We start from the raw sequence: 23,459 nt of genomic DNA, 5'->3' as shown, positions 1-23,459 counted from the left end.
CAAAATAGTATGGCATAATAGCATTTATTTTTAATTGTCGCTTTAATCATCGTGCGCCGTCTGTGAACTTTGTGTGTATTTCCACCAAACAGCTTTCGTATGCTATTTTAGTTAGCAGCGCTTATGTCACACCTTTATTATTATAAAACTTTAACCGACCGCTAGCGTCACGATGATCGGCTTATGCAGGACATTAATGTCATATCAATTTATCACCAATGCCAAACTACCGACTCGTCACGGCGAGTTTGATATTCATATCTTTGAAAATGCGGACGGTCAAGAGCATGTGATGCTTACTGTCGGTTTACCTGTGGCCAAGCAAACTGACGTTTTAAATCAGCAAGGCACGGCATTTAATCAAGACAGCGATGCGCCAAAAGAAGCGCCCATACCGCTCATTCGTATTCATTCGGAATGCTTGACGGGTGACGCTTTTAGCTCATTAAAATGTGACTGCGGTCCCCAGCTTAATACCGCGATGCAGGCGATACAAGAAACCGGCTGCGGGGCGATATTATACTTGCGTCAAGAAGGACGCGGCATTGGCTTGACCAATAAAATCCGTGCTTATGCCTTGCAAGATCAAGGGCATGATACGTTAGATGCCAATCTTATGTTGGGATTACCAGCAGATGCGCGCGTTTATGATATGTGCGGGCCGATGCTTGCTCATGTCGGCGTCGATAGCGTGCGCCTGATTACCAATAATCCCGATAAAGTGGCTTACTTAACCGAGCATGGTATTAATGTCGTCGAGCGCGTGCCGTTATTGGTTGGGGTGAACGATATGAATGCTGAGTATCTCGCGACCAAACGCGACCGCATGGGCCATCTGCTCGATAAAGATTTCAATACCGCCTTACACCTTAATAAATAGTAAATAATTAGATATTTTATGACCATACCAAATATAGACAATCATGACAATTTGCCAGAGACCAATTCTGCCGTGACGCCAACCCACAATGACATCACGCGCGTGCGTGAGTTTTTGGTGGATTTGCAAGCGCGTATCTGCCAAGCGTTAGAGTCGCAAGAACGTGACGGCAGCAGCAATGATAAGCCGACAACCTTTGTACCTGACGATTGGGAACGTCCTGAGGGCGGCGGCGGCCGTTCTTGCGTGCTCGCAGGTGGTGAAGTCATCGAAAAAGCGGGCGTGATGTTTAGCCATATTCATGTGCATAACCTGCCCGCTTCCGCAACCGCGCGGCATCCTGATATCGCTGGCCGTAAAGCGCAGGCGATGGGCGTTTCATTGGTCGTGCATCCTAAAAACCCCAATGTGCCAACCAGCCATGCCAACGTGCGTTTATTCGTTGCTGAAGCCGAGGGCGAAGAGCCTATTTGGTGGTTTGGTGGCGGTTTTGATTTGACGCCGTTTTATCCGGTGCTTGCCGACTGCGTACATTGGCATCAGGTTTGTCACGACCTGTGCGCGCCGTTTGGCGACAGCGTCTATCCTGACTTTAAGCAGTGGTGTGACGAGTACTTCCATCTGCGCCATCGCGATGAGCAGCGCGGTATCGGCGGCCTATTTTATGACGACGTCAATACCGAGAGCCGTGGTTGGGATTTTGAGACTTGCTTTGAATTTATGCAAGCGGTCGGTAATGGTTATCTTGAAGGTATATTGCCAATTTTTGAGCAGCGTAAAAACACCTCTTATACCGAAGCACAACGTGAATTTCAGCTTTATCGCCGCGGACGCTACGTCGAATACAACCTTGTTTATGACCGTGGCACTCTATTTGGACTACAAAGTAATGGACGCATTGAGTCCATCTTAGTCAGTATGCCGCCGCTTGCTAGCTGGCATTATCGCTTTGAACCTGCCCCCGGGACGCCTGAGTTTGAATTGACCGATTTTTATCTAAAACCGCGTGATTGGTTGACTTTATAGTCTTCATTGGCATAATAAGCCGCAGACAGCGTTTTGGTTCTTGGATAAACAGCCTATTTGCTCTCTTTAAAATTTCAGAAAAACACTATCAAGGTCAGCGTTACTGCTGACCTTTATTATTTACTATTTTTTATTTGAGAGCAGCCTAAGAGCAGCTAAACTGTTAAACAGGGCATTTTGACTTTTAGCTTATAAAACGCGCTTTGGCGAACATTCATAGCTGATTAAAATGCCATTACAAAAATGACATTACAAAAAGGTACTTTATTATCCTACTTTATTTTAGCTTGTTGAGGTTTAATTAATAGCAGTATGGGTTTAAAGCGTTATAGATTTACAGCTTTGTAGGTTGAAAAGGCTATATGGTAAAAGACCAGAACTTAGCTGTCTTTAACATTTAGAACAACCACATAATATTCAATTCATAGTAGCAATATAACAGGTGGCGAGCACGCAAGTGCTTCGGCACCTTTTTATTAGCCACGTATAAAGGAGCAATACAGATGGCACAGGTTTCTAATAATAAATCATTCAAGTCTATCGTCGGCGTAACGTTGATAGCAGCCGCCTTAGGTCTAACAGCTTGTAGTACGCCAGTTGATCCTGACGTCAAAGCGCGTCAAGACACCATGAAAAGCTGGGGCGATGCGATGGGTATCATGGGTGATATGGCTGAAGCGCCTGATACCTTTGATGCCGAAGTCTTTAAAGAACAAGCGGCATTTTTAGCAAAAGACTCTGCCAATCCTTGGAGCCACTTTGAAAACCAAGAAGCCGCAGGTAATGCCACAGAAGCGGTTTGGAGCAACGTTGATGGTTTCCGTGCTGAGGCAGATGACTTCCAAAAAGCCACTGCTAACTTGAATGCGGCGGCACAAACGGCAACCAGTGTCGATCAAGTTTTGCCTGCGCTTGGACAAGTTGGTGACAGCTGTAAATCATGCCATACCGATTTTAAAGTGAAAAAAGACTAACGAGTATTCGCTTTCAGATACAAAAAAGCCGCTATTGTTAATATAGCGGCTTTTTTATTGGTTAAAGAGTGACTTATTTAACCCATTAAGTCGGCTTGGACGATTTCAATCCAGTAACCGTCAACGTCTTTGATAAAGGCGATATTTTTCATACTGCCGTCTTCTGGACGTTTTTTAAACTCAACGTTGTTTTGATCAAACCAAGCAACCGCTTCGTCAAGGCTTGGTACACTAAAGCAGATATGACCAAAGCCTTGTGGTTCACCATTGCCATCATGGTAACTAAAGTCCGCTTGGGTTTCGGTGCCATAGTTATGGGTCAGCTCTAAAATACCTCGCTGACGGAAGGCGAAAATTTCTAAATCATCACCCGCTGGCAAATTTTCCCGCTCGCTCTCAGTTAACTTGGCTAAAAAATATAAATCAAACCCCATCGCAGGGAATTTTTTTACTGCCAATAACGTCATGCCTAAAACACCCGTATAAAAGGCCAATGATTTAGCTGGGTCTTTGACGCGTAGCATGGTGTGGTTAAAGGTATAACCTGCTGTCTGCGCTGAAATTGGCTGCACGCCTTCTGCTTTTACGCTGTTCTCAGGCTGAGCGATACTGTTTTTATTAGCATCTAAATTTGTTAAATCCGTCATAATCTTTCCAATATCTAAGTATTTTAATCGTCATTTATCCATTATAAATCATTGATAACGGGTACCTTCAAAATTAAATCGTAGCCACCATTCCGAACGTTTAATGATAAATAGCTATTAAGTATCTAAAAAGCGTACTTTTCCAGTCTCTAAATTGTATTCAGCGCCAACGACGAGTAGCTGACCGCTACTGGTTAAATCTTCTAGCGCGCGCGAACCATGCTTTAATTGGCTAACCGACATGCGCACATTGGCACGAATAGAGCGATCGACCAGTTCATCTGCATCGACGTCTTGACCATTGGCCGTTGCCAGCTCATGTAAGTTATAGACACTTGGGCGGATACGATCGACGATTGACTGTAGATTCGGCGAATAGTTTTGCTCAGGATTGATCAGCGCATCGACACAAGCAGTGACCGCGCCGCAATGCGAATGCCCAAGCACTACCACCAGTTTGGTGCCAAATTTTTCCGCCGCAAATTCAATCGAGCCGATTTGCGATGGCGCAACCACATTACCTGCCACGCGTATGACAAACAAATCGCCCAAACCTTGGTCAAACACAATCTCAACCGGAACGCGGGCGTCCGAGCAACCCAAAATAATTGCTAACGGATCTTGATCGCTGATCAGCTCGGGACGTTTTTGCATGCAAGGGTCAGTGCTGGTCAGACTTTCTACGTAGCGTACATTTCCTTCTTTGAGTAGTGCCAGTGCTTCTTGTCCAGTTTTTGGGCGGTTACTGTTAGGCATAAGGGGTCCTTGTTTATCAAAATGGTTTAAATTATAAATTGCGCTAGCATTCTGTTTTCTACTTTAAGATACAGCTTTCAGCTATGCTTATCTTTTAAGCTTATCTCTTAAAGTTAGCCGTTTGCTATTGCAAATATCCTTGTATGTAGCATACACAAAATTATTGTAGCGCAAGCAAGGCAAAAAAACGGTAAAAATTCTTTATTGTAAGATGGCAGCATCGCAAGTCAAAGCATTGCAAGACAAGAAATTTGCAGCCACGTATTTTGCTCATTCTTTTTTTAACAACCTAAACCAACCGATAACGAACTTGCACTGACTTATAACAAGGGTTTGTTATAATACGCAGCAACCATACTCCATATATAGCCAACGCTTATCGCCAGACTTAACAACATGCAAATTGCTGCCAGTCACTAGTATTTTAGCGCTGCTGCGCATTTGGTGTTTTAGGAATCAACCTTATGACCGAATCAAATGTAAACCTGCAAACCGCACCGGTGTCGCCCACTACTGACAAGGCGCTGCTGCAGCTGACTGGTCTCCAAAAAATTTATGATCAAACCGAAGTATTAAAGGATATCAACCTTGATATTCAGCATGGCGAGTTTATAACCTTGCTTGGGCCATCAGGCTGCGGTAAGACGACCTTGCTACGCTTAATTGCGGGTTTTGAGCAGCCAAATGCAGGGGCGATTTATCTTGATGGGATGCAAATGGCAGGCTTGCCAGCGGATAAGCGTCCGGTCAATACCGTGTTTCAGCAATATGCGTTATTTCCGCATATGACGGTGGCACAAAACGTCGCTTACGGACTTAAATTAAAAAAAGTGCCGAAAGATGAGATTCAAACGCGGGTACGTGAGATGCTGGCGATGGTACAACTTGAACACCTTGCCAATCGCCGACCGCAAGATTTATCTGGTGGTCAGCAGCAACGCGTGGCGATTGCACGTGCGGTGATTAATCGTCCTAAACTATTATTGCTCGATGAGCCATTATCAGCGCTCGACCATAAATTGCGCCTGCAAATGCAATCTGAGCTTAAACGTCTGCAGCGCGAGCTTGGCATTACCTTTGTCTTTGTCACCCACGATCAAGAAGAAGCGCTGTCGATGTCGGATCGTATTGCGGTAATGAAAGACGGCAGATTTCAGCAAATTGGCACACCGATTGAGATTTATGAAACCCCTGCCAATCTCTTTACCGCCAAATTTATCGGTGAGACCAATTTATTTAAAGCGGAAGTTAAAGGCGTTTATCCTGAACAAGCCGATCGTGATGGGCGCGTGACCAATGGCCGTATTGAGGTCGAGGTCTGCGAAGCGCAAGCGCAGGAAGGCCCGATTACTTTACGTAATTTGCGCCGCCCCAACTTTGCCAATGACGTACAAGTTGGAGATATTGTTAATTTACTATTGCGCCCTGAAGATTTGCGTATTTATGACCCAAATGATAAAGAACATGGTGGTTTACTTGGGCGGGTGATTGAAAGTAATTATAAAGGCAGTACCTTAGACTCTATTATTGAGCTAACCAACGGCCATATTATTAAAGCCTCGGAGTTCTTCGATGAAGACGACCCAAGTTTTGATTATAAGCTTAACGAAGGCGTTAAAGTGTCATGGGTCGATGGCTGGGAATGGGTGTTGCCAGAAGAACAAGATGATACGCTTGCTAGCAGCATTGATAACGGGCTAAATAATAGCCCGAGCAAATTAGCTGACCAAAAGGATATCAGCTAATGGCGCGTCCTAACGTAGGCAATAAAAAAGCAAGTCATAAAAACTTGAGCAATAAAAGCCCTTTTCGTACTGCCACGCTATGGCTAATTTGGGGTTGGCTGCTTATCTTTGCGCTATTGCCAAATATACTGGTGATTGCCGTCAGCTTTTTAACGCGTGATAGCACCGCTTTTATTAGTTTGCCGGTCACTCTCGACAGTTACGTGCGCATGATTGACCCGCTTTATTTTGATGTCTTTGTCCATTCATTATGGATGGCGGGCATTACCACAGTCATTTGCTTATTACTTGGCTACCCGTTTGCTTGGTTTGTTTCTCGAGTGGATAAACGCTGGCAGCCACTGTTGATGCTTATGCTGATATTGCCATTTTGGACCAACTCTTTGGTGCGGACTTATGCGCTAAAACTATTATTTGCCAGTAATGGTTTGATTAACAAATCCTTATTAGCCATCGGTATTATCGATGCGCCCATAGATATTTTATATACCCAAGGCGCGGTCATTGCCGGTTTAACCTATTTGTTATTTCCGTTTATGGTGCTGCCGCTGTATGCAGTATTCAGTGATTTGCGCAATGATATGCTGCTCGCTTCGCAAGATTTGGGTGCTTCAAAGCGACAGACATTTTGGCATGTGGTATTACCATTAACGACACCCGGGATTATCTCCGGAGTGCTGTTGGTATTATTACCAGCGATGGGGATGTTTTATGTCGCCGATATCTTGGGCGGCTCGCGCAACTTACTCGTGGGTAATATTATCAAAAACCAGTTTTTAGACGCGCGTGACTGGCCATTTGGCGCTGCTGCCAGTGTACTATTGACCCTAGCCATGGCAGTATTATTACTCGCGTATCGCGCCAGTAGCCGCCGTATTGGCAAGACTGACTTTAACGAGGTGGCTTAATGTCTGGTAATTCATCTAATAACTCGTCAATCAATAGCTCACCCATAAAAACCAAACGTTCTATCAAGCGACCTATCAAGCCAACTAGTATCGGCAGTATCGCCGCCAAAGGCTATCTCGGTCTGATTTATATTTTATTATATCTGCCCATCATCGTTTTGGTGGTGATGTCATTTAATAAATCAAAAATCGGTTATAACTGGGGCGGCTTTAGTTTAAAGTGGTACGAGTCGCTACTGAATAATCAGGCAATGCTTGATGCCTTTTGGCATTCTATTGTTTTAGGCTTGGTTGCCGCCACGGTTTCGACCGTTATCGGCACCTTGACTGCTCTTGCGCTACATCGTTATGACTTTCGCGGTAAAGGGCTACTAAACGGCCTATTATTTGTGCTAATGATGTCGCCTGAGATTGTGTTAGCGATATCGCTATTGGCGCTGTTTTTATTAATCGGCCTGCAGCTCGGTTTTGTCTCGCTGTTACTAGCTCATATTACCTTTTGCTTGCCGTTTGTCGTTATCACTGTCTTTGCGCGTTTAAGCAGTTTAGACGAGCGTTTAATGGAAGCAGCGCGAGATTTGGGTGCTAGCGAATCAACAATGGTACGTACGGTGTTGATTCCAGTTATTTTCCCAGCGGTGATGGCTGGCTGGTTACTTGCCTTTACCTTATCGCTTGATGATGTGGTGGTATCGACCTTTGTTACTGGCCCTAGCTATGAGATTTTACCGCTCCGTATTTATTCTATGGTGCGCGTGGGACTTAAACCTGAGGTCAATGCTATTGGGACCATTTTATTGGTCGCTTCATTAGTTTTGGTGGTTATCTCGCAATTGCTGCTGCGTCGGCGCTAGTTTTAATTTTTACGGTAAAATAATGGCAATGTAATTTTAGGCAAAAAGCGCCTATAATTTTTCAAGATTCTAAACACCTATTTTCCTATTTCTTTAACGTCAGTGGTTAGGTTATTTTATGCTAGAGCTCCGTCATCTTAATACACTAACTGCGCTGCGAGCCCATGGCTCATTAGCCGCTGCTGCCGATGAGCTGCATGTCACCGCCTCTGCAGTCTCGCATCAGTTAAAAGAATTGGAAAATTACTACGATATTAGCTTGGTCAACCGACGCACGCGTCCGCTGACCTTTACGCCAGCGGGCAAAACGGTACTGGCGCTGGCAGACAGTATCATGCCGCAGGTCACGCGCACCAAAGCCAACTTAAAGCGCTTGGCACATGGGCAGGCAGGCAGATTGCGCCTTGCGTCTGAATGTCATAGTTGCTTTGATTGGTTGATGCCGATTCTTAATCATTATCGCCGCGAATGGTCAGATGTCGAGCTAGATTTTGCCACCGGTTTTGAGCCTGAGCCGCATCACTTACTACAAGAAGGTGATATCGATTTATTGATTACCACCAGTAACTTACCAATAGAAGGTATCAGCTATCAGCCTTTGTTTGAATACGAAAGCCGTTTGGTGCTGTCGCCGACTCATGACTTGGCTGAGCAACCATTTATTCATGCCCAAGACTTAGTCGATGAAACCTTGATTGCTTATCCAGTGGAAGCTAAGCGCCTGGATATTATTGCTAATTTTATGACCCCAGAAGATGTCAATTTTAAAGCGATTCGTACCACCGAGCTCACGGCGATGCTAATTCAATTGGTTGCTAGCGAGCGCGGGGTGGCGGCATTACCTGATTGGGTGGTAAGCGAGTATGAGAAAAAAGGTTGGGTGGTTTCGCGCCCGTTAGGCAGTGGCGTCTACTGTCAGCTCTATGCGGCGACGCGCACCGCAAGCCAAGATATGGCTTATATGCAAGGGTTCGCCAGTTTATTAGAAAGGATTGTAAAACCGGTATAGCTAGTGCTTTTTTTTAAAAAGTTGTTTAAAAAAGAGCCGTATTAAAAATTAATATGGCTCTTTTTTATTGCGACATTTTTATTATTACAAAACCAATTTAAAGAAGTAAAATCCAATTGCCGTTGCCAGTAATGTCAGCCCTACGTGTAGCCCAATCAGACCTAAGCCTGCCAGCAACCGCCCTTCATTAATAAAAGTAAATACTTCAGCGCTAAAAGTACTAAAAGTCGTCAGTCCACCCAAGAAACCTGTAATCACAAACAACCTGACATTAGGAGACAAGTCGCTACCCATACGCTCAAACCAAACTAATGCTAATCCTATTAAAAGTCCACCTAAGACATTGGCGCCAAGCGTACCGAGCGGTATCCAGCTATGCAGCGGATTAAAACGCGCCAACCAGCCGCGCAGGCAAGCACCAATGGCAGCACCTAGTCCAATCGCAAGCCACTGCATAAGCTATCCTTGAGTAAGATAAAGTTTAATAGGTTAAGTATAAGATAGCTTATAGCATTTAGTATTTAGCATTTAGCATTTAGCATTTATAATAGCGCAGGCAGCTCGGTCATTGGCCAACGCGGGACGCAGCTAACAGCCAAGTCATCTGCTTGACCGGCTTGCAAACGCTCGTAACCGGCATAAGCTATCATCGCCCCATTATCGGTACATAAGGCTGGCGGCGCATAATGAACGCTAGCATTAATTTTAGCAAGCTCACGCTCTAATGTCTCACGCAAATGGCTATTGGCACTGACGCCGCCCGCTATGACCAAGCGGTTCATCTCGGCTTGTTTGAGTGCTTTAACGCATTTTTTTACTAGCGTATCAACTACCGCATGTTGAAAGCTTGCCGCAATATCGGCACGCACTTTTGGATCGCTGTCAGAGCCATCCGTGTCCTTGATAAGATTATGCACCGCCGTTTTCATACCGCTAAAGGAAAAGTCTAAACCGCGATGTAACATCGGGCGCGGTAAGTCATAGGCATTTTGATCGCCATTTTCTGCTAATTTGGCAATATTTGGTCCACCAGGGTATGGCAAACCTAACATTTTAGCCGCTTTATCAAAACACTCACCCGCTGCGTCATCTATAGACTCACCGAGGATTTCATATTGCCCGATACCGTATGCGGCAATCAGTAAAGTATGACCGCCAGAAACCAATAACGACACAAATGGAAACGTTGGTGGATTAGCGCCCATCAAAGGGGCTAAGAGGTGACCCTCCATATGATGAACGCCAATTGCTGGCACGTCCAGTCCATAAGCCAAGCTGCGCCCAAATAAGGCACCCGTCATCAGCGCGCCGATAAGTCCTGGGCCTTTGGTATAAGCAATGGCATCAATCTCATCTTTAGTAATATCGCACTGCTCTAGCAATTCGTTAAATAACGGCACTAGCTTACGAATATGGTCGCGGCTGGCAAGCTCAGGCACCACTCCGCCATAAAGCGCGTGCAGCTCTATCTGTGAATACAGCACTTGCCCAAGCAAGCCTTTATTATCGCTATCTATCTGCTCGCTATCGAAAATCGCCAGACCCGTCTCATCGCAGGAGGTCTCTAAACCCAATACTTTCATCTATGTGCCTTTATATTTGCTTTGTAGCATTAATAAAAAACCGCCACTGTTAGCTTACAATGGCGGTCATTCTAGCAAATTTCAATAAGTAATATTAGCGAGCGGCAGCAACCATATAATCAACGGCGGCATGAACTTGTGCTTCCGTGACGTCTCCAACCGCTTGTGCCGGCATTTTATTAAAGCCTTTGGCAGAATGCATGTGTAGCGTTTCTATGTCTTTAGCAAGGCGCGGTGCCCACGCTTCTTTATCACCAAATTTCGGTGCTTCAAGCAAACCATTTTCATGGCAAACTTTACACTGTTTTTCGTACAGCTGCGCCCCAGCGTCGGCGGCCAATACTTCAGGCTCAGCAGCTGCTTCAGGTTCTGCTTCTACAACTGGCACTTCCGTAGGCTCTGCTTCTGCTTCTACCGCAGGCTCAGGGGTGACTACTTCTGTTTCTGTAGCAGGCGCTTCAGGCTCTACCGCCACTGCTTCAGTTTCATTGGTAGCAGCTGGCTCTTCAGCTGCAGTATTGTCGCCGCCACTACAAGCACTGAGTGCCAAAAGTGCACTCAAGCTTAGGCTTGTGAGCGCCAATTTAGCGACGGATTTTTTCTTTATTGTATTTTGCTGCATAGTCATAGTTATTCCCTCATCTATAGATTGTTGATGTAAACCTCAATGTCATTGCTGGCATATTAGTAGTAATAATAGTAATAGTAGCTGGCAGTGATGAATCGATATTATGAACTGAGTACGCGCTTACTTACTCACTTTTGGCCACTGCTATTAATTTGTTGCAGGCTCAGTAGTCGTAGCAGCCGCATCGGTATCCGTCGTTTCTGTATTAGCAGTAGAAGCCGCTTCTGTATCAGCACTTGCAGTAGCTGTGTTTCCTGCCGTATCCGTCGCTGCGCCATCTTCTGCAGTCGCAGCTTCAGTACCCGCAGCGCCTTCTTCTGTCCCTTCTGCCGTGTCAGCAGCAGGCATCGGTGCTGTTTCTGGGAAGTCCATATCTTCTGCTTCAGGTGCATTTGCACGTGCAAGTTCTGAAGCTTCATCGACTTTATCTTTTGCTAAGACTTCACCTGATTCAGCGCCCGCCTCTTCTTTGTCAGTGCTACAAGCACTTAAGCTGACGCCCATCGTCAGAAACAATGTCGCCCATAATGCGGTACCAATCGCTGTTTTCTTCATGCCATTTTTCATTCAAAGATCCTCAAAATAATAGCTATAAAAGCCTTGTAACGTCTGTCTCGGCATCTTTTTAAGCGTCTAGTTTCAACAGCTAAATCTTGAAATTTAAAGCAGCTTAAATATGAGCGACAGACTGAGTATAGGATACCATAGACTCCCTATAAGCCGTTATTGCTAAACAGCTGTTTTGTCCACAATTTATTGATTATTTGTTAAAAGATTATTAAAAGTATTAACACTCACGCCTTAAGTTAATTCTCACTATCTATATACGCCGTCGTTAAATTTTATTGTCTATTATTTGACCTCTATTTAAGCCTTCATTATGTATAAATACGCTAAAGCCTTTGACTTTACTGCAATTTTTGATTAAAATAGGCGCCCTTGTGCTAGTGCGCAAGACTATCCTAGTTTGAGCTGATGCCGATAATCTTGAGATATTACGGCTAAATACTAATACACAGCCAAACTAATGCCTTTATATCTCATCCTAATCAAGGAGATTTCATGCCTGCAGTTAAGGTTAAAGAAAACGAACCAGTTGACATCGCTATCCGTCGTTTCAAACGTGCTTGTGAAAAAGCCGGCGTTCTATCAGACGTACGTAAGCGTGAATTTTATGAAAAACCAACGCAAGTACGTAAGCGCAAAAAAGCCGCTGCTGTAAAGCGTTATAAGAAAAAATTACAACGCGAAACTATTCGTACCACTCGTATGTACTAATCACTAATACGATTAGCTACCTACCAGCGCTACACTAACGCCACTGTTATCGATGAATAACAGTGGCGTTTTTTATGCTACAATTTTTGTTATTGCTGCTGATAAATACTCAGCAGATTTTTATTTAACACTTACCAAAAACTATTTTACCCATACTTATAAGGATAATAACAGTGAGCCAACTTAAACAGACGTTATCTGACACCATCAAAACCTCGATGAAAGCGCGTGAGCTTGAGCGCGTCAAAGTACTGCGCAACGTCCAATCTGTGGTTAAGCAGATTGAGATTGATCGCCAAACTGAACTTGACGATGCGCAAGTATTAGAAGTGCTACAAAAGCAGCTCAAACAGCGTCATGAGTCCTTGTCTATCTTTACCGAAAACGGCCGCGATGATTTGGCCAGTAAAGAGCAGTTCGAGATTGATATTATTAATGAGTTTATGCCAAAACAAATGGATGATACCGAGCTTGCCGCTTTGGTCAATGCCGAAATCAAAGAGCAAGGCGCCACCTCAATGCGCGATATGGGCAGCGTGATGGGCGTGTTAAAGAATAAAACCGCTGGCCGTGCTGATCCCGCATTAATCTCTAAACTGGTCAAAGACGCTTTGCAAGGTTAATTGAAGTTAAAAAAAGTTATATAGTCTTAATCTGCGTATCGACCCAAGCGATAAAAACAACCGCCTAAGGCTTAAAGTCTTTGGCGGTTTTTACTGCTTTGATTTCTGCATTAATATTGGCAAGTAACGGTCGGGCGCTGCTCGCTTGCGCAGTTTTTTGCATTTGCTCAGTCAATTGCTTGGCTTGCGTTAAGGAAGTCAGCGCGCGCTCATAACGTCCGCTCCACAGCTGGTCATGGCTGCGATAACGCAGCGCATTGATGGTCGCGATTTTTGCCAGTTGCAGCGACTCGGTAGTTTTGGCGATTTTTTCATTGGCCAGTTGCAAGCTTTGCCACGCATAGCGGTCACTTGGCTGCTGCTCGGTCAAGGGCTTAAGCAGTGCTTGCGCCTTGGTTGGCTGATTGCCATTGGTCAGTGCTTCCGCTAAATAAAGACGCAAGTCGCGGCGCTCAGGATATAAGCGCTGCTGACTCTCAAGCAGTTCCGCCGCTTGTTGCCATTTATTTTGCTCAGTGAGAATTTGACTTTGGGTAATGGACAATAACGGCTCGAGTATTTGGCGCTGGGCTGCGGGTAGCGCTGACAGCTCAGTATATATCTCATTGGCCTCGCCAAAACGCTGCTGCTCGCCATACCAATACATCAGCGCCAATTTTGCGCCAATACTATTTTTTGCGGCGGTCGTCAACGCGGTTTCAGAGACATGCTCGCCCGTACTTTGCGTACGCCAATAGAGCAAATCAAACAACGCTTGATGGCGCTGCTGCTTGGACAATGGCAGAGCATCATAACGCTGAGCGCGGCTTTGCGATTCGCTTAAACGCTCATTACTCAAAGGATGTGAGCGCACAAAACTGGGTAGGAATTGATTGGCAGTTTGGTTCAATTGGCTTTTTTGATTCATTGTCGCAAAAAATCGCGGCATGGCGCGTGGATCGTAACCCGCTTGGTTCATGATTTGCATGCCCACACGGTCGGCATCACGCTCATTACTACGGCTAAAAGCCATGCTGCTATTCATGGTAGCGGTTTGGCTGCCCATCATGACTGCCGCCGCCGCATCACCATCGACTGCTGAGGCTGCAATCGCCGCCAACATGCCGCCTATTTGCATCAGCAAGGCTTTTTTGCGCTCATCCGCGCCGCTTTCATAATGGTGCTGGCTAATATGAGCCACCTCGTGAGCAACGACGCTGGCAAGCTCATCCATGCTGCTTGCCGCCAGTATCGTTCCAGTATTGAGGCCAATTACCCCACCGGGCGCTGCAAAAGCATTGATGCTAGGGTTATCAATAATAACCAAACCTAGCGGCGCTTGCTGGCGAGCTTGCGCATTTAAACGCCACGTCATCTCTTTTATGGTTTCATAAATCCAAGGGTCGTGCTCCATCTTCGCGCGACTATTGATGTTTCTTAATGACCATTCACCAAGCAGTTTATTTTCATATTGCTCAGCAAAGCTTAGCCCCTGCCCGCGTAAATTGGGTAAATCTAATTCTTCAGCACTGGACGTCTGCCATGAACCATAAGCAAATGGCGCGGCTTGCGTGCCAGCACTATTGGCGGTGGTTGCCAATGCCAGCAAGGTAGCCGATATACCCACCTTTAGCACAAAAGCGTCTGTTAACGTTTTTAGCGTTCTTTTAAGCAAAGATTTTTTAAGCAGCGCTGCTCTATGAAAATAATACAAGTGCGTATCCTATCCGAGTAATCTTAACGTCTTTTTGACTATACGAGCTTGTTTAGTTAAGGTCAATTGCCGTCTGCATCTGGCTACCAATAACGCTGCCACGCGTCATGCTTGTGCAACATGTTTATGTAAACTTAAGCGTTATAAAGCGAAGTATTAAATGTAAAGTTTATCCTACCGCCCGGTTGTCATTAGATGTGCTGATTGACCAATGATTATGATAACTATATTCAACTGCAATTGAGCGGTAGCAATTTGCTATAATAGTAGGTCGTGATAAGCGCTTGTTATCCATGGACTACAAGTGATACTTTCTCAAACATTGATATTTTAAAGGTTTATTTTATGTCTACTGATAACCAATCTGTCATTGTGCGAGACTCATATCCTATTTGTTTTGCCGAAACTGTGTCTGACGCGCAGCAGCAATCGATAACGCAGCTGCTCGTTTTATTGCCGACAGATACTCTTAACTTAGTGGAAAATTTTAACTCGACGGATAGCGCAGAGCAAAGACAGCCAATCATTATTAAAAATATGGTCGATGGGCGCGGTCTTGCCTGCCCTATGCCGCTATTAAAAACCAAAGTGGCGCTACGAGAAGTAGCGGTTGGTGAGTCGCTATATGTCGTTGCAACCGACCCAAACTCACAAGCTGATATCAGCGCTTTTTGTCAGCAAAGCCAGCAAACGGGCATAGCAAATCCCTTATTATTACTTATTAATCAAGCAACAGCGGCAAGTAGCGAGAAAACGCTAGGAGCAAAAACCAGTACTGCTGTTGATACAATATATCACTTCATCATTACCAAAACTGATAGCAACTAAGCGGCGCTATCCTTTACAATTATAACTATAAGATTTTTATCTGACTCATTGCTTATCTATTTAACCAAGGTCAAGAATATGGCTAATACTTCTAATAACGCTGCAAATACCCGTAAAAAAGACAGCGTAGCACCTGAAAAAAATGAAGCACGTGATGCCGCTTTAAAAGCTGCTGCGGCGCGTCCGCCTTACGATGCGAGCGCACTTGGCGATACGCGTACCCGTGACTTAGTGCCCGCTATGCCAACGCATTTATCAGCGCCTGGCGTAAACTTGGGCGCTTATATTAATACCGTGCATCAAATTCCGATTTTGACACCGACTCAAGAGCAAGAACTTGCCCATCGCTATTATGATGAGGGCGATGTTGAAGCAGCGCGTCTGCTCGTCATGTCGCACTTGCGCTTTGTGATTCATATTGCCCGTAGCTACTCAGGTTATGGTCTGCCGCAAGCCGATTTGATTCAAGAAGGCAATTTAGGGCTAATGAAAGCGGTAAAACGCTTTGACCCTAATAAAGGCGTGCGTTTGGTATCCTTTGCTGTGCATTGGATTAAAGCTGAGATTCACGAATTTGTCATTCGTAACTGGCGTATTGTCAAAGTTGCAACCACCAAAGCACATCGTAAACTATTCTTTAACTTACGCAGTCTGAAAAAGACCAACAATCAGCTAACGCTCGAAGAAGCCGATGCCATTGCCAACGATTTAAACGTAACGCGTAAACAAGTGCTAGAAATGGAGTCGCGCCTGACCTCGTATGATGCGTCGTTTGAAGCGCAATCGAGCGATGATGACGATGGTCGCTACGCGCCGCAGCTATTTTTAGAAGATGGTATCGACCCTGCAGAGATGGTTGAAGAGGATGACTGGGAAGAGAACAATTCATCGGCTCTACTAGCAGCAATGGATACGCTAGATGACCGTTCACGCGATATCGTTGAGCAGCGCTGGCTTTCTGAGCAAAAATCAACCTTGCATGAGCTAGCCGCGGTTTACTCTATCTCAGCAGAACGCGTGCGCCAAATCGAAAAAAACGCTATGGACAAAATCCGTGAAGCCATGACCATCGATAGCGTTATTTTGCCTGATGATATCCAATAAATTTCAGCTTGTTAGTTAAAACTTACCTATGATAACAGTCCTATTTATAACACGAGTTTTACCATGCTAAATTGGATAAGTATCGCCGCTATTAATATGGCTCTCGCCGTCGCTTTGGGCGCGTTTGGCGCTCATGGGCTTAAGAACTCAGTCAGCATTCAGCAGCTTGAATGGTGGCAGACGGCGACTCTATATTGGTTTGTACACGGGCTTGGATTATTGCTCGTAGGCATCCTTATTCGTCTTAATTATACGACCCAAACGACGGCATGGCTGCTACAAATCGGCGCACTTATTTTTGCCGGTAGTTTATATGCCATGACGCTTGGGGCACCGCGCTGGCTAGGCGCCATTACTCCTATCGGCGGTATGCTGATGATTTTAGGTTGGCTATGGCTTGCTGTTTCGACATTTCGTTTAGGCCATACTGCTTAAGTTGAATAACAAAATGGGTTAATGGATGAGTAATAAAGGATTATTAACTTTTAGGGAGCACATATTATGAGTAATATTAGTGTCAATGGTAAAAAATTGCAGACCACGCATCAAACCGTCCAAATGGTCGTCAATGAGCTTGGACTGAGTAAAGGTCGCTATGCGGTCGAAATCGATGGTGAGCTGATTCCAAAAAGTGAGCTGGATAAAATGCGTATCGTTGAAGGTATGAATATAGAAGTCGTCCAAGCAGTTGGCGGTGGTTAAGCGAATATTAGCTCGCTAATTTTTTCATGTGTAAAAATTAAGCAATAAAAAAGACCTCTAACGTGAATACGTTGAGGTCTTTTTTTTATTTGTCATACTTTTAATAACTAAACTCTTTTAGTGACTTAACCATATATGAGGCTACTATTATAAATATGCATGCTCAATAAATACACCAATTATAATAATTGTTTTATAGGCTATATTTACCAAGCAGTCATAATAACAAGATCAGCTACTATGTATAGCGGTTGCTGTAGTGAATACTACTTAGAGCAATGATAAACCCATTACATGGCAGGTGCTGCATCATCAACTGTCAGCTCTTCGTAGCGTTCATCGCGCCCTGGGCCTTGAGTTTTCTTACGATCCTGACGGGTTTTATATTTACGTACTTGTCTATCGAGTTTGTCCGCCATCTCATTAATGGCCTTATACATATCGTCTTCGCAGGCTTGGACGAACATTTCTTGACCTGCAACTCGCATAATCGCTTCGGCTTTATGGGTCTTTTTCCCACCTTCACTTGAGCCGCTATTATCTAGCGATAATTTTACCTGAATACTTTGAATCTGATCGAAATGACGTTCTACTTTTACAAGCTTTTCGCGAACGGCGTTGTCCATGGCTTCGGTAACACTGATATGGTGACCACTGATAGAAACATTCATATTATCGTCCTTTTATTATTACTTATATTGTTACATACAATCAGCAGTGAGTTAGCTTTATAGCTTTTGTCATGCTGCCTTACCAATAATTCATCCAGTACCTTTCTTATCATCAAGTTTGGCTTATCATTTTTTAATGACCAACGGCTTTACAGCTCTACTCCTTTATCAAAATAAAAAATTAAAATACATTTTAATCATCTGTTAAATTAACTAAATCGGCCAAACCGATACTTGGTTTTCTTTATTGGTATGACTCTAATTTGTCATGAAAACCTAATAGTAGCAAGCCATCAAATTGTAAGTAAATGTAATAAAAAATGATGTTTCCGTTATGTTTCTATATAATCAAAAAATTTTATTTTTTATTTACGTTTAAATTGACTTAGATATTGTGGAATAACATTTATAAGTCATTGAATGACAACATTTAATATTTTTGTTTGCGCTGAGTGGAGGAACCGATGTTCATCGCTTCACGATATTTGGCAACCGTGCGTCTAGCGATATCGATGCCTTCTGCGAATAAAAAATCTTTTATGCGGCTATCAGATAACGGCTTTCTCGGGTCTTCATCTGCGATAAGCTGTTTAATCATGGCGCTAATGGCGGTTGAGGAGATGTCACCGTCGCTACTGCTAACGTGAGATGAGAAAAAATGCTTAAGGGAAAACAACCCTTGTGGTGTCAAAATGGTTTTGCTCGTAGTCAGGCGCGAGACAGTCGATTCGTGCAAATCAACTTCTTCGGCAATAGCCTTTAAAATCAAAGGCTGCATGGCAGTTGCGCCATGTTGCAAAAACTCTTGCTGGTAGCGCACGATACTGGTCGCTACTTTTAAAAGGTTTTGATTGCGCTCTTCGATACTGCGAATAAACAGGCGCGCATCGGTGAGATTTTCGCGCAGATATTGATTGTCAGGACTGTCATCGCCGCGTTTGACCAAATTGGCATATTCTTGATTGACCCGCAATTTAGGCAAAGTGTCAGGATTAAGACGTACCTGCCAGCCATCTACTTGTGCAGTCGTGTCGTTTCCATTTTTGTTATCGGTGGTGTGATTGCTATTGTGGCGGCGAATCGGCGTGACCAATACATCAGGAATATCGTAGCTTTCTGATGGCTGCATATAATCGGGCTGACTGCTTTGAAATAGTAGGCCGGGTGATGGATTTAACGTACGTAGCAGGTTAAGCGCTGGGGTAATCTGTTCAGGCGCGAGGCCCGTGAGTTCAGTCAAGGCTTTGATATTATTGCTGACCAAATGCTCACTGGCTGAGAGAAGCGCTTGGGCTTCTTTAAGATACTTTGTATTTGTATCAAGCTTACACAATTGCAGCGCTAAGCACTCATTGAGATTGCGTGCCCCAACGCCAAGCGGGTCGCACGATTGAATCATGCGCAGTACCGCCATGACCTCATCGTGCTCGACACGCTCGTCCCATTGATAAAAGCTGGCGATGGTATTGAAGCTTTGTAGCAACTCATCGATATCGAGACGTATAAAGCCCATTTCATCCATAGAATCCATGAGGTATTCGGCGATCAGTGTATCTGTTTCCGAGAGGCGCTTAAAGTTCAGCTGCCAGCGTACATGGTCTTGAATGGTGGCGCTGGTGCTGCCCTGATAGCTATCAAAGTCTTCATTGCTGCCGTTAGCTGAATGAGTTGAAAGACTCCCTGAACCTGTCGCGGCAGAGGCATAATTACCGCTGTCAAAACCGCTATAATCGTCGCCCTCTACAGCATAGTTATCGATTGCTTCATCATCAAAACTGGCTTGCTGTAATTTATCTAAGCTATCGCCACTGTATTCATCATTTATATTGGCATCACTTATATTGGCATCACTTATATTGGCATCACTTATATTGGCATCACTTATATTGGCATCACTTATATTGGCATCACTTATATTGGCATCACTGCTATTGTCAAAATAGTCGAAACCATCATCTGAAGAGTGGCTAGATTTAGCAAACGAATCAACGCTAGCATTTTGATTCCAACTATCTAATGTTAACGGCTCGCCAAACTCATTGAGCGGCTCACCATTATGACTGTCGTAACTATCGCAATGATCATAGTCATCTTCATCCTCTTCCACACGTTCAAGCAAAGGATTGCTATCAAGCTTCGCCTGCACCTCCTGCGCGAGCTCAAGACTAGAGAGCTGCAGCAATTTGATGGCTTGCTGCATTTGCGGGGTTAGCTTTTGCGAGGTATTTAGCGTGGTCGCCAATCCAAACGACATACTCATGGGTGACTGATTACCTTTCGATCGTGGTGAGATTCTATATGTTATGCTAGTTGAAGCCTGCGCTTATTAGCGCTTATCATCATTAAAAAACGCTTTGGCCTATCAGGTCATGACGATAGCATTTTTTGCTACAATGTTGCTATGATAATTTATATTCTGTTCAGATAAGCTATTTTTTAGCTTTTGTTCACCTTATAAAACTGCAATAGCTTTGCAGGGATGCCAAGCTTTTAAATATAACAGGATAAAAAATAAATAAGGGCAGAACCCTATAAAGCTTAAAAATTGAGAATAATATTATGAATGAGATTACTAAAAATCAACCGTTGACCGTTGCGGCTGTACAAATGAGCAGTCAGCAAGATATCGAAGCCAATTTAGCCGATATAAAAGCTGCTATTCGCGAGGCAAGTAAGCAAGGCGCGCAGTTAGTCGTTTTACCAGAAAACTGCTGTAGCATGGGTCGACAGTTTGCTACTGCCGAACGTTTTGATGAGTTATCCGACGCAATGGCCGAGTATGCACGGGCTTTTGGTATTTATCTATTAGCAGGCTCGCTGCCCTGCCCTTATCGCCCTGATGGCATCATCGTACCTGATGGTAGACTGCGTCAAGTCAGTCAGCTATTTGCGCCCGATGGTACGCGTGTGGCACGCTACGACAAAATCCATTTATTTACTGCAACCGTTGCCGATAAACAAGGCAGCTATAATGAAGCGGCGACCTTTGAGCCCGGCACGCAAACAGTGGTTACAACAGTAGAAGCAAATGATGCCGTTTATCAGCTTGGTATGATGGTTTGTTTTGATTTACGCTTCCCAGCCTTAGCGCAGCGATTACGTCAGGCGGGCGCAGAGGTGTTAAGTGCGCCATCAGCCTTTACTTATTTGACTGGGCAAGCACATTGGTCGCTATTGCTACGCGCGCGCGCGTTAGACAGTCAGTGTATGGTCATTGGCGCCGCACAAGGTGGTGAGCATGTTTATAAGAATGGCAATAGTCGGCAAACATGGGGGCATAGCACGATTACTGCTTATGACGGCACGATTATCAATAGCTATGAAGATAGTGCGTTGAAGAACCCTACTAATAAAGAGCAGAAACATTATGCTCTGGTCTTAGCGACGTTAGATAAAGCTGACCAAGCGCAAGGACGGCAAAAGATGCCAATCTTTGACTGCCATCGTTTGGCATAAATGTAGGATTAAATGCTTAAAAAAATAATCAGAACTTAAGTAATATCAACGTCATTTTGCGTATGCGACGCACGCGGATGGGCGCGGTCATAAACTTGGGTCAATTTAGCAAAATCGACATGGGTATAAATCTGCGTGGTGCTGATATCACTATGCCCAAGCATTTCTTGTACCGCGCGTAAATCGCCGCTGCCGGATAACATATGCGACGCGAAGCAATGACGGAGTAAATGTGGATACATGTTTTGCGCAATCCCAGCGCGCGTAGCTGCAACTTTGAGACGCTGCTGCACGGCCCGTGTGGATAAACGTGTACCTAACTTTTCACTGATAAACAAGGCGCTGTCCATCTGCTCGACCCACAGATTGCGATGCGGTAGATAGCGTTTAATTGCCTCGGCAGCTTTGATACCTAATGGCACCAAGCGCGTTTTGTTACCTTTACCCGTCACGCGCACGCGCAAATCAGCCAAGTCTATATCGACCACGTCAAGCGCCACCAGCTCACCAACACGCAGACCGCTACTATAAAGCAATTCAAACATTGCCTTATCACGCAACCATAAGCGTGCTTGCTCGGGTGTATCAGGGATTTCTTGGTCAAGCAATTGCGTCAATAAATCCACATCGGCAATAGACGGCAGCGGTCTAGGGCTGCGTTTAAGCTGATAGCCGGTAGTTGGGTTGATACGCGCTAAACCCCCTTCTATCAACCAGCCATAAAAATGACGGATAGCCGATAGCTCTTGCTGAACGCTCGCCAACGCCAGCTTATCTTCATCGAGGCGTTGGCTGATATGCTGGGCCAATTGGCGCTTATCACAGCGCGTCCATGTCAGACGTTTGCCGCGTAAAAACAGCGCCAATTGATTTAGCCCTGCAAAATAAGCCACCAATGTGTGTTCGGAGTGGTTGCGTACCGACAGCGTATTTAGCCAACGATGCACTGGCGCTAGCAGTTCACGTAGCGTGCTATCTGCTTCGATGGTTGTTGCCAATTCCGCCGATAGCCATTTGTTTGACTCAGTGTTTGATGTAATGTTTGACTGAATATTTGAGCTAGGCGCTGTCGTCATGATTGATTAGCCTTCTGGATTTGGCTTAATGCCCGCTTGCGCCATTAAGCCATCTGGGCTAAACACCCCTTCATAGACAAACGCCGTTGGCCCAGTCATCATCACAGAATACCCCGGCTGCCATTTGATAATCATGCTACCGCCATAAAGCTGCGCGCGTATGTCTTCGCCTTCATCAAGCCAACCCTCACGGATACCAACCGCCACGGCTGCACAAGCGCCCGTGCCACACGCTTGGGTTTCACCGACCCCGCGCTCATAAACCCGCAGACGGATATGACGCTGATTCATGACTTGCATAAAGCCGACATTGACGCGCTCTGGAAAGGCCGGATGTGATTCGATGGCTTTACCCAAAGTTTCGACATCGGCTTCTAGGACATCATCAACCCTGATGACCGCATGCGGATTGCCCATATTGGCGACATACAGCTGCACCGGCGTACCATTGACGTTTAAATGATAGGCGTTTTGGATTTTGGTCGTCGCTCTTGGGGTAAAGGGAATCTCACTTGGCTCAAATTTGGGCTTACCCATATCGACTTCGACCCAGCCGTAACGGTCGGTCGTTAAGGAGATGATCCCGCTTGCCGTCTCAACACGCAGGCGCTGCTTAAACGACAGTTTACGCGCTTGCACAAAACGCGCAAAACAGCGCGCGCCATTGCCGCATTGCTCAACCTCTGTACCATCAGTATTAAAAATGCGATAACTAAAATCAACATCTGGGCGCATCGGCGGCTCAACGACGAGCAATTGATCAAAGCCGATGCCTAAATGACGATCGCCCAGCAGCTGTACCAATTCCTTGGTCAATTCTAAGCGCTGGGTCACCAAATCGATGACCATAAAATCATTGCCCAGCCCATGCATTTTTGTAAATTCTATTAGCATATCCTTGTTATCCTATCCTATTTTTATGTATGCCTTATAGTAGCACGCTGTCAGATACAATCATAATTATCACCGCTATCAAACGCGAAGTTAGGGCTCTATCACCGAACAAATATTTTTTATC

Annotated in this window: 25 protein-coding genes; 14 read left to right on the top strand and 11 right to left on the bottom strand. The window is 44.9% G+C overall.

Annotated elements, in window-relative coordinates:
* Positions 1-196 precede the first annotated feature (196 nt).
* From ribA to CXF58_RS07180, 3 genes are all read left to right on the top strand, one after another.
* Positions 197-880: a GTP cyclohydrolase II gene (gene ribA, locus CXF58_RS07190; RefSeq protein ID WP_102077040.1), complete on the top strand. Its 684-nt coding sequence runs from the start codon at positions 197-199 to the stop codon at positions 878-880.
* A gap of 18 nt (positions 881-898) precedes the next feature.
* On the top strand, positions 899-1,906 hold the full coding sequence (gene hemF, locus CXF58_RS07185; RefSeq protein ID WP_102077039.1) for an oxygen-dependent coproporphyrinogen oxidase: 1,008 nt from the start codon (positions 899-901) through the stop codon (positions 1,904-1,906).
* A gap of 503 nt (positions 1,907-2,409) precedes the next feature.
* Complete coding sequence (locus tag CXF58_RS07180) at positions 2,410-2,880, top strand: c-type cytochrome (RefSeq protein ID WP_102077038.1); 471 nt, start codon at positions 2,410-2,412, stop codon at positions 2,878-2,880.
* A gap of 77 nt (positions 2,881-2,957) precedes the next feature.
* Here the strand turns inward: CXF58_RS07180 and gloA are convergent, their stop codons facing one another.
* Together gloA and CXF58_RS07170 are read right to left on the bottom strand one after the other, a co-directional pair.
* Entirely contained in the window at positions 2,958-3,527 is a 570-nt protein-coding gene (gene gloA, locus CXF58_RS07175) for a lactoylglutathione lyase (RefSeq protein ID WP_102077037.1), read from the bottom strand.
* Between the two features lie 117 nt (positions 3,528-3,644).
* A complete protein-coding gene (locus tag CXF58_RS07170; protein WP_068406318.1) occupies positions 3,645-4,283 on the bottom strand; it encodes a carbonic anhydrase in 639 nt (212 codons plus the stop codon).
* 464 nt (positions 4,284-4,747) lie between these two features.
* On the opposite strand from CXF58_RS07170, the gene potA reads away from it, so the two are divergent.
* The 4 genes from potA to CXF58_RS07150 all read left to right on the top strand — a co-directional run bounded on the left by potA (position 4,748) and on the right by CXF58_RS07150 (position 8,799).
* Positions 4,748-6,028: a spermidine/putrescine ABC transporter ATP-binding protein PotA gene (gene potA / locus CXF58_RS07165; protein WP_102077036.1), complete on the top strand. Its 1,281-nt coding sequence runs from the start codon at positions 4,748-4,750 to the stop codon at positions 6,026-6,028.
* Complete coding sequence (gene potB, locus CXF58_RS07160; RefSeq protein WP_102077035.1) at positions 6,028-6,936, top strand: spermidine/putrescine ABC transporter permease PotB; 909 nt, start codon at positions 6,028-6,030, stop codon at positions 6,934-6,936. The genes potA and potB overlap by 1 nt, the downstream gene beginning before the upstream one ends.
* A complete protein-coding gene (gene potC, locus CXF58_RS07155; RefSeq protein ID WP_102077034.1) occupies positions 6,936-7,790 on the top strand; it encodes a spermidine/putrescine ABC transporter permease PotC in 855 nt (284 codons plus the stop codon). Before potB ends, potC begins: the two co-directional genes overlap by 1 nt.
* 118 nt (positions 7,791-7,908) lie before the next feature.
* Positions 7,909-8,799 carry a LysR family transcriptional regulator gene (locus CXF58_RS07150; RefSeq protein WP_102077033.1) on the top strand — a complete coding sequence of 297 codons (891 nt, stop codon included), beginning with the start codon at positions 7,909-7,911 and terminating at the stop codon, positions 8,797-8,799.
* A gap of 84 nt (positions 8,800-8,883) precedes the next feature.
* Here the strand turns inward: CXF58_RS07150 and crcB are convergent, their stop codons facing one another.
* The 4 genes from crcB to CXF58_RS07130 form a co-directional block, all read right to left on the bottom strand.
* On the bottom strand, positions 8,884-9,255 hold the full coding sequence (crcB, locus tag CXF58_RS07145) for a fluoride efflux transporter CrcB (protein ID WP_102077032.1): 372 nt from the start codon (positions 9,253-9,255) through the stop codon (positions 8,884-8,886).
* A gap of 86 nt (positions 9,256-9,341) precedes the next feature.
* Positions 9,342-10,382 (bottom strand): tRNA (adenosine(37)-N6)-threonylcarbamoyltransferase complex transferase subunit TsaD, encoded by a 1,041-nt coding sequence (gene tsaD / locus CXF58_RS07140; protein WP_102077031.1) that lies wholly within the window; start codon positions 10,380-10,382, stop codon positions 9,342-9,344.
* Between the two features lie 94 nt (positions 10,383-10,476).
* On the bottom strand, positions 10,477-11,010 hold the full coding sequence (locus CXF58_RS07135; RefSeq protein WP_102077030.1) for a c-type cytochrome: 534 nt from the start codon (positions 11,008-11,010) through the stop codon (positions 10,477-10,479).
* A gap of 147 nt (positions 11,011-11,157) precedes the next feature.
* Positions 11,158-11,577, bottom strand: coding sequence for a hypothetical protein (locus CXF58_RS07130; protein WP_228706561.1), 420 nt, complete (start codon positions 11,575-11,577; stop codon positions 11,158-11,160).
* Positions 11,578-12,072: 495 nt separating this feature from the next.
* Between CXF58_RS07130 and rpsU the strand changes: the two genes are divergently transcribed.
* Entirely contained in the window at positions 12,073-12,288 is a 216-nt protein-coding gene (gene rpsU, locus CXF58_RS07125; RefSeq protein ID WP_010195908.1) for a 30S ribosomal protein S21, read from the top strand.
* A gap of 173 nt (positions 12,289-12,461) precedes the next feature.
* The gene (locus CXF58_RS07120) at positions 12,462-12,911 is read left to right on the top strand and encodes a GatB/YqeY domain-containing protein (RefSeq protein WP_102077029.1); all 450 of its coding nucleotides are present in this window, start codon (positions 12,462-12,464) and stop codon (positions 12,909-12,911) included.
* Positions 12,912-12,975: 64 nt separating this feature from the next.
* On the opposite strand, the gene CXF58_RS07115 is transcribed toward CXF58_RS07120, so the two are convergent.
* Positions 12,976-14,526 (bottom strand): M48 family metallopeptidase, encoded by a 1,551-nt coding sequence (locus CXF58_RS07115; protein ID WP_228706560.1) that lies wholly within the window; start codon positions 14,524-14,526, stop codon positions 12,976-12,978.
* A gap of 423 nt (positions 14,527-14,949) precedes the next feature.
* Here CXF58_RS07115 and CXF58_RS07110 point away from each other — a divergent pair, with 423 nt between their 5' ends.
* From CXF58_RS07110 to thiS, 4 genes are all read left to right on the top strand, one after another.
* Positions 14,950-15,432, top strand: a complete 483-nt coding sequence (locus CXF58_RS07110; protein WP_102077027.1) for a sulfurtransferase TusA family protein — start codon at positions 14,950-14,952, stop codon at positions 15,430-15,432.
* Positions 15,433-15,672: 240 nt separating this feature from the next.
* Positions 15,673-16,536, top strand: a complete 864-nt coding sequence (gene rpoH / locus CXF58_RS07105; protein WP_197488882.1) for an RNA polymerase sigma factor RpoH — start codon at positions 15,673-15,675, stop codon at positions 16,534-16,536.
* Positions 16,537-16,599: 63 nt separating this feature from the next.
* Positions 16,600-16,971 carry a DUF423 domain-containing protein gene (locus CXF58_RS07100; protein WP_102077025.1) on the top strand — a complete coding sequence of 124 codons (372 nt, stop codon included), beginning with the start codon at positions 16,600-16,602 and terminating at the stop codon, positions 16,969-16,971.
* A gap of 66 nt (positions 16,972-17,037) precedes the next feature.
* The gene (gene thiS, locus CXF58_RS07095; RefSeq protein ID WP_102077024.1) at positions 17,038-17,238 is read left to right on the top strand and encodes a sulfur carrier protein ThiS; all 201 of its coding nucleotides are present in this window, start codon (positions 17,038-17,040) and stop codon (positions 17,236-17,238) included.
* 290 nt (positions 17,239-17,528) lie between these two features.
* Here the strand turns inward: thiS and hpf are convergent, their stop codons facing one another.
* Together hpf and CXF58_RS07085 are read right to left on the bottom strand one after the other, a co-directional pair.
* The gene (gene hpf, locus CXF58_RS07090) at positions 17,529-17,909 is read right to left on the bottom strand and encodes a ribosome hibernation-promoting factor, HPF/YfiA family (RefSeq protein WP_102077023.1); all 381 of its coding nucleotides are present in this window, start codon (positions 17,907-17,909) and stop codon (positions 17,529-17,531) included.
* A 430-nt stretch (positions 17,910-18,339) separates the two neighbouring features.
* Positions 18,340-20,169 carry an RNA polymerase factor sigma-54 gene (locus tag CXF58_RS07085; RefSeq protein ID WP_102077022.1) on the bottom strand — a complete coding sequence of 610 codons (1,830 nt, stop codon included), beginning with the start codon at positions 20,167-20,169 and terminating at the stop codon, positions 18,340-18,342.
* Positions 20,170-20,468: 299 nt separating this feature from the next.
* On the opposite strand from CXF58_RS07085, the gene CXF58_RS07080 reads away from it, so the two are divergent.
* On the top strand, positions 20,469-21,365 hold the full coding sequence (locus CXF58_RS07080; RefSeq protein ID WP_102077021.1) for a carbon-nitrogen hydrolase family protein: 897 nt from the start codon (positions 20,469-20,471) through the stop codon (positions 21,363-21,365).
* Between the two features lie 35 nt (positions 21,366-21,400).
* On the opposite strand, the gene CXF58_RS07075 is transcribed toward CXF58_RS07080, so the two are convergent.
* A complete protein-coding gene (locus tag CXF58_RS07075; protein ID WP_102077020.1) occupies positions 21,401-22,441 on the bottom strand; it encodes a tyrosine recombinase XerC in 1,041 nt (346 codons plus the stop codon).
* Between the two features lie 6 nt (positions 22,442-22,447).
* Positions 22,448-23,335, bottom strand: coding sequence for a diaminopimelate epimerase (gene dapF, locus CXF58_RS07070; RefSeq protein ID WP_102077019.1), 888 nt, complete (start codon positions 23,333-23,335; stop codon positions 22,448-22,450).
* Between the last annotated feature and the right edge of the window lie 124 nt (positions 23,336-23,459).

This window comes from Psychrobacter sp. Sarcosine-02u-2 (assembly GCF_002836335.1).
Classification (GTDB): Bacteria; Pseudomonadota; Gammaproteobacteria; order Pseudomonadales; family Moraxellaceae; genus Psychrobacter; species Psychrobacter faecalis.
The sequence above is the reverse complement of the archived record's forward strand: the minus strand, read 5'-3'. Positions and strand labels throughout refer to the sequence as shown.

What these genes read in the sequence shown, in the direction of transcription:
- potB (WP_102077035.1), top strand. Translation starts at nt 6,028, where the DNA reads ATGGCGCGTCCTAACGTAGGCAATAAAAAAGCAAGTCATAAAAACTTG.
- hemF (WP_102077039.1), top strand. Translation starts at nt 899, where the DNA reads ATGACCATACCAAATATAGACAATCATGACAATTTGCCAGAGACCAAT.
- CXF58_RS07130 (WP_228706561.1), bottom strand. Translation starts at nt 11,577, where the DNA reads ATGAAAAATGGCATGAAGAAAACAGCGATTGGTACCGCATTATGGGCG.
- hpf (WP_102077023.1), bottom strand. Translation starts at nt 17,909, where the DNA reads ATGAATGTTTCTATCAGTGGTCACCATATCAGTGTTACCGAAGCCATG.
- potC (WP_102077034.1), top strand. Translation starts at nt 6,936, where the DNA reads ATGTCTGGTAATTCATCTAATAACTCGTCAATCAATAGCTCACCCATA.
- rpsU (WP_010195908.1), top strand. Translation starts at nt 12,073, where the DNA reads ATGCCTGCAGTTAAGGTTAAAGAAAACGAACCAGTTGACATCGCTATC.
- CXF58_RS07110 (WP_102077027.1), top strand. Translation starts at nt 14,950, where the DNA reads ATGTCTACTGATAACCAATCTGTCATTGTGCGAGACTCATATCCTATT.
- CXF58_RS07150 (WP_102077033.1), top strand. Translation starts at nt 7,909, where the DNA reads ATGCTAGAGCTCCGTCATCTTAATACACTAACTGCGCTGCGAGCCCAT.
- dapF (WP_102077019.1), bottom strand. Translation starts at nt 23,335, where the DNA reads ATGCTAATAGAATTTACAAAAATGCATGGGCTGGGCAATGATTTTATG.
- CXF58_RS07170 (WP_068406318.1), bottom strand. Translation starts at nt 4,283, where the DNA reads ATGCCTAACAGTAACCGCCCAAAAACTGGACAAGAAGCACTGGCACTA.
- ribA (WP_102077040.1), top strand. Translation starts at nt 197, where the DNA reads ATGTCATATCAATTTATCACCAATGCCAAACTACCGACTCGTCACGGC.
- CXF58_RS07100 (WP_102077025.1), top strand. Translation starts at nt 16,600, where the DNA reads ATGCTAAATTGGATAAGTATCGCCGCTATTAATATGGCTCTCGCCGTC.
- crcB (WP_102077032.1), bottom strand. Translation starts at nt 9,255, where the DNA reads ATGCAGTGGCTTGCGATTGGACTAGGTGCTGCCATTGGTGCTTGCCTG.
- tsaD (WP_102077031.1), bottom strand. Translation starts at nt 10,382, where the DNA reads ATGAAAGTATTGGGTTTAGAGACCTCCTGCGATGAGACGGGTCTGGCG.
- thiS (WP_102077024.1), top strand. Translation starts at nt 17,038, where the DNA reads ATGAGTAATATTAGTGTCAATGGTAAAAAATTGCAGACCACGCATCAA.
- gloA (WP_102077037.1), bottom strand. Translation starts at nt 3,527, where the DNA reads ATGACGGATTTAACAAATTTAGATGCTAATAAAAACAGTATCGCTCAG.
- CXF58_RS07135 (WP_102077030.1), bottom strand. Translation starts at nt 11,010, where the DNA reads ATGACTATGCAGCAAAATACAATAAAGAAAAAATCCGTCGCTAAATTG.
- CXF58_RS07180 (WP_102077038.1), top strand. Translation starts at nt 2,410, where the DNA reads ATGGCACAGGTTTCTAATAATAAATCATTCAAGTCTATCGTCGGCGTA.
- potA (WP_102077036.1), top strand. Translation starts at nt 4,748, where the DNA reads ATGACCGAATCAAATGTAAACCTGCAAACCGCACCGGTGTCGCCCACT.
- CXF58_RS07080 (WP_102077021.1), top strand. Translation starts at nt 20,469, where the DNA reads ATGAATGAGATTACTAAAAATCAACCGTTGACCGTTGCGGCTGTACAA.
- rpoH (WP_197488882.1), top strand. Translation starts at nt 15,673, where the DNA reads ATGCCAACGCATTTATCAGCGCCTGGCGTAAACTTGGGCGCTTATATT.
- CXF58_RS07075 (WP_102077020.1), bottom strand. Translation starts at nt 22,441, where the DNA reads ATGACGACAGCGCCTAGCTCAAATATTCAGTCAAACATTACATCAAAC.
- CXF58_RS07085 (WP_102077022.1), bottom strand. Translation starts at nt 20,169, where the DNA reads ATGAGTATGTCGTTTGGATTGGCGACCACGCTAAATACCTCGCAAAAG.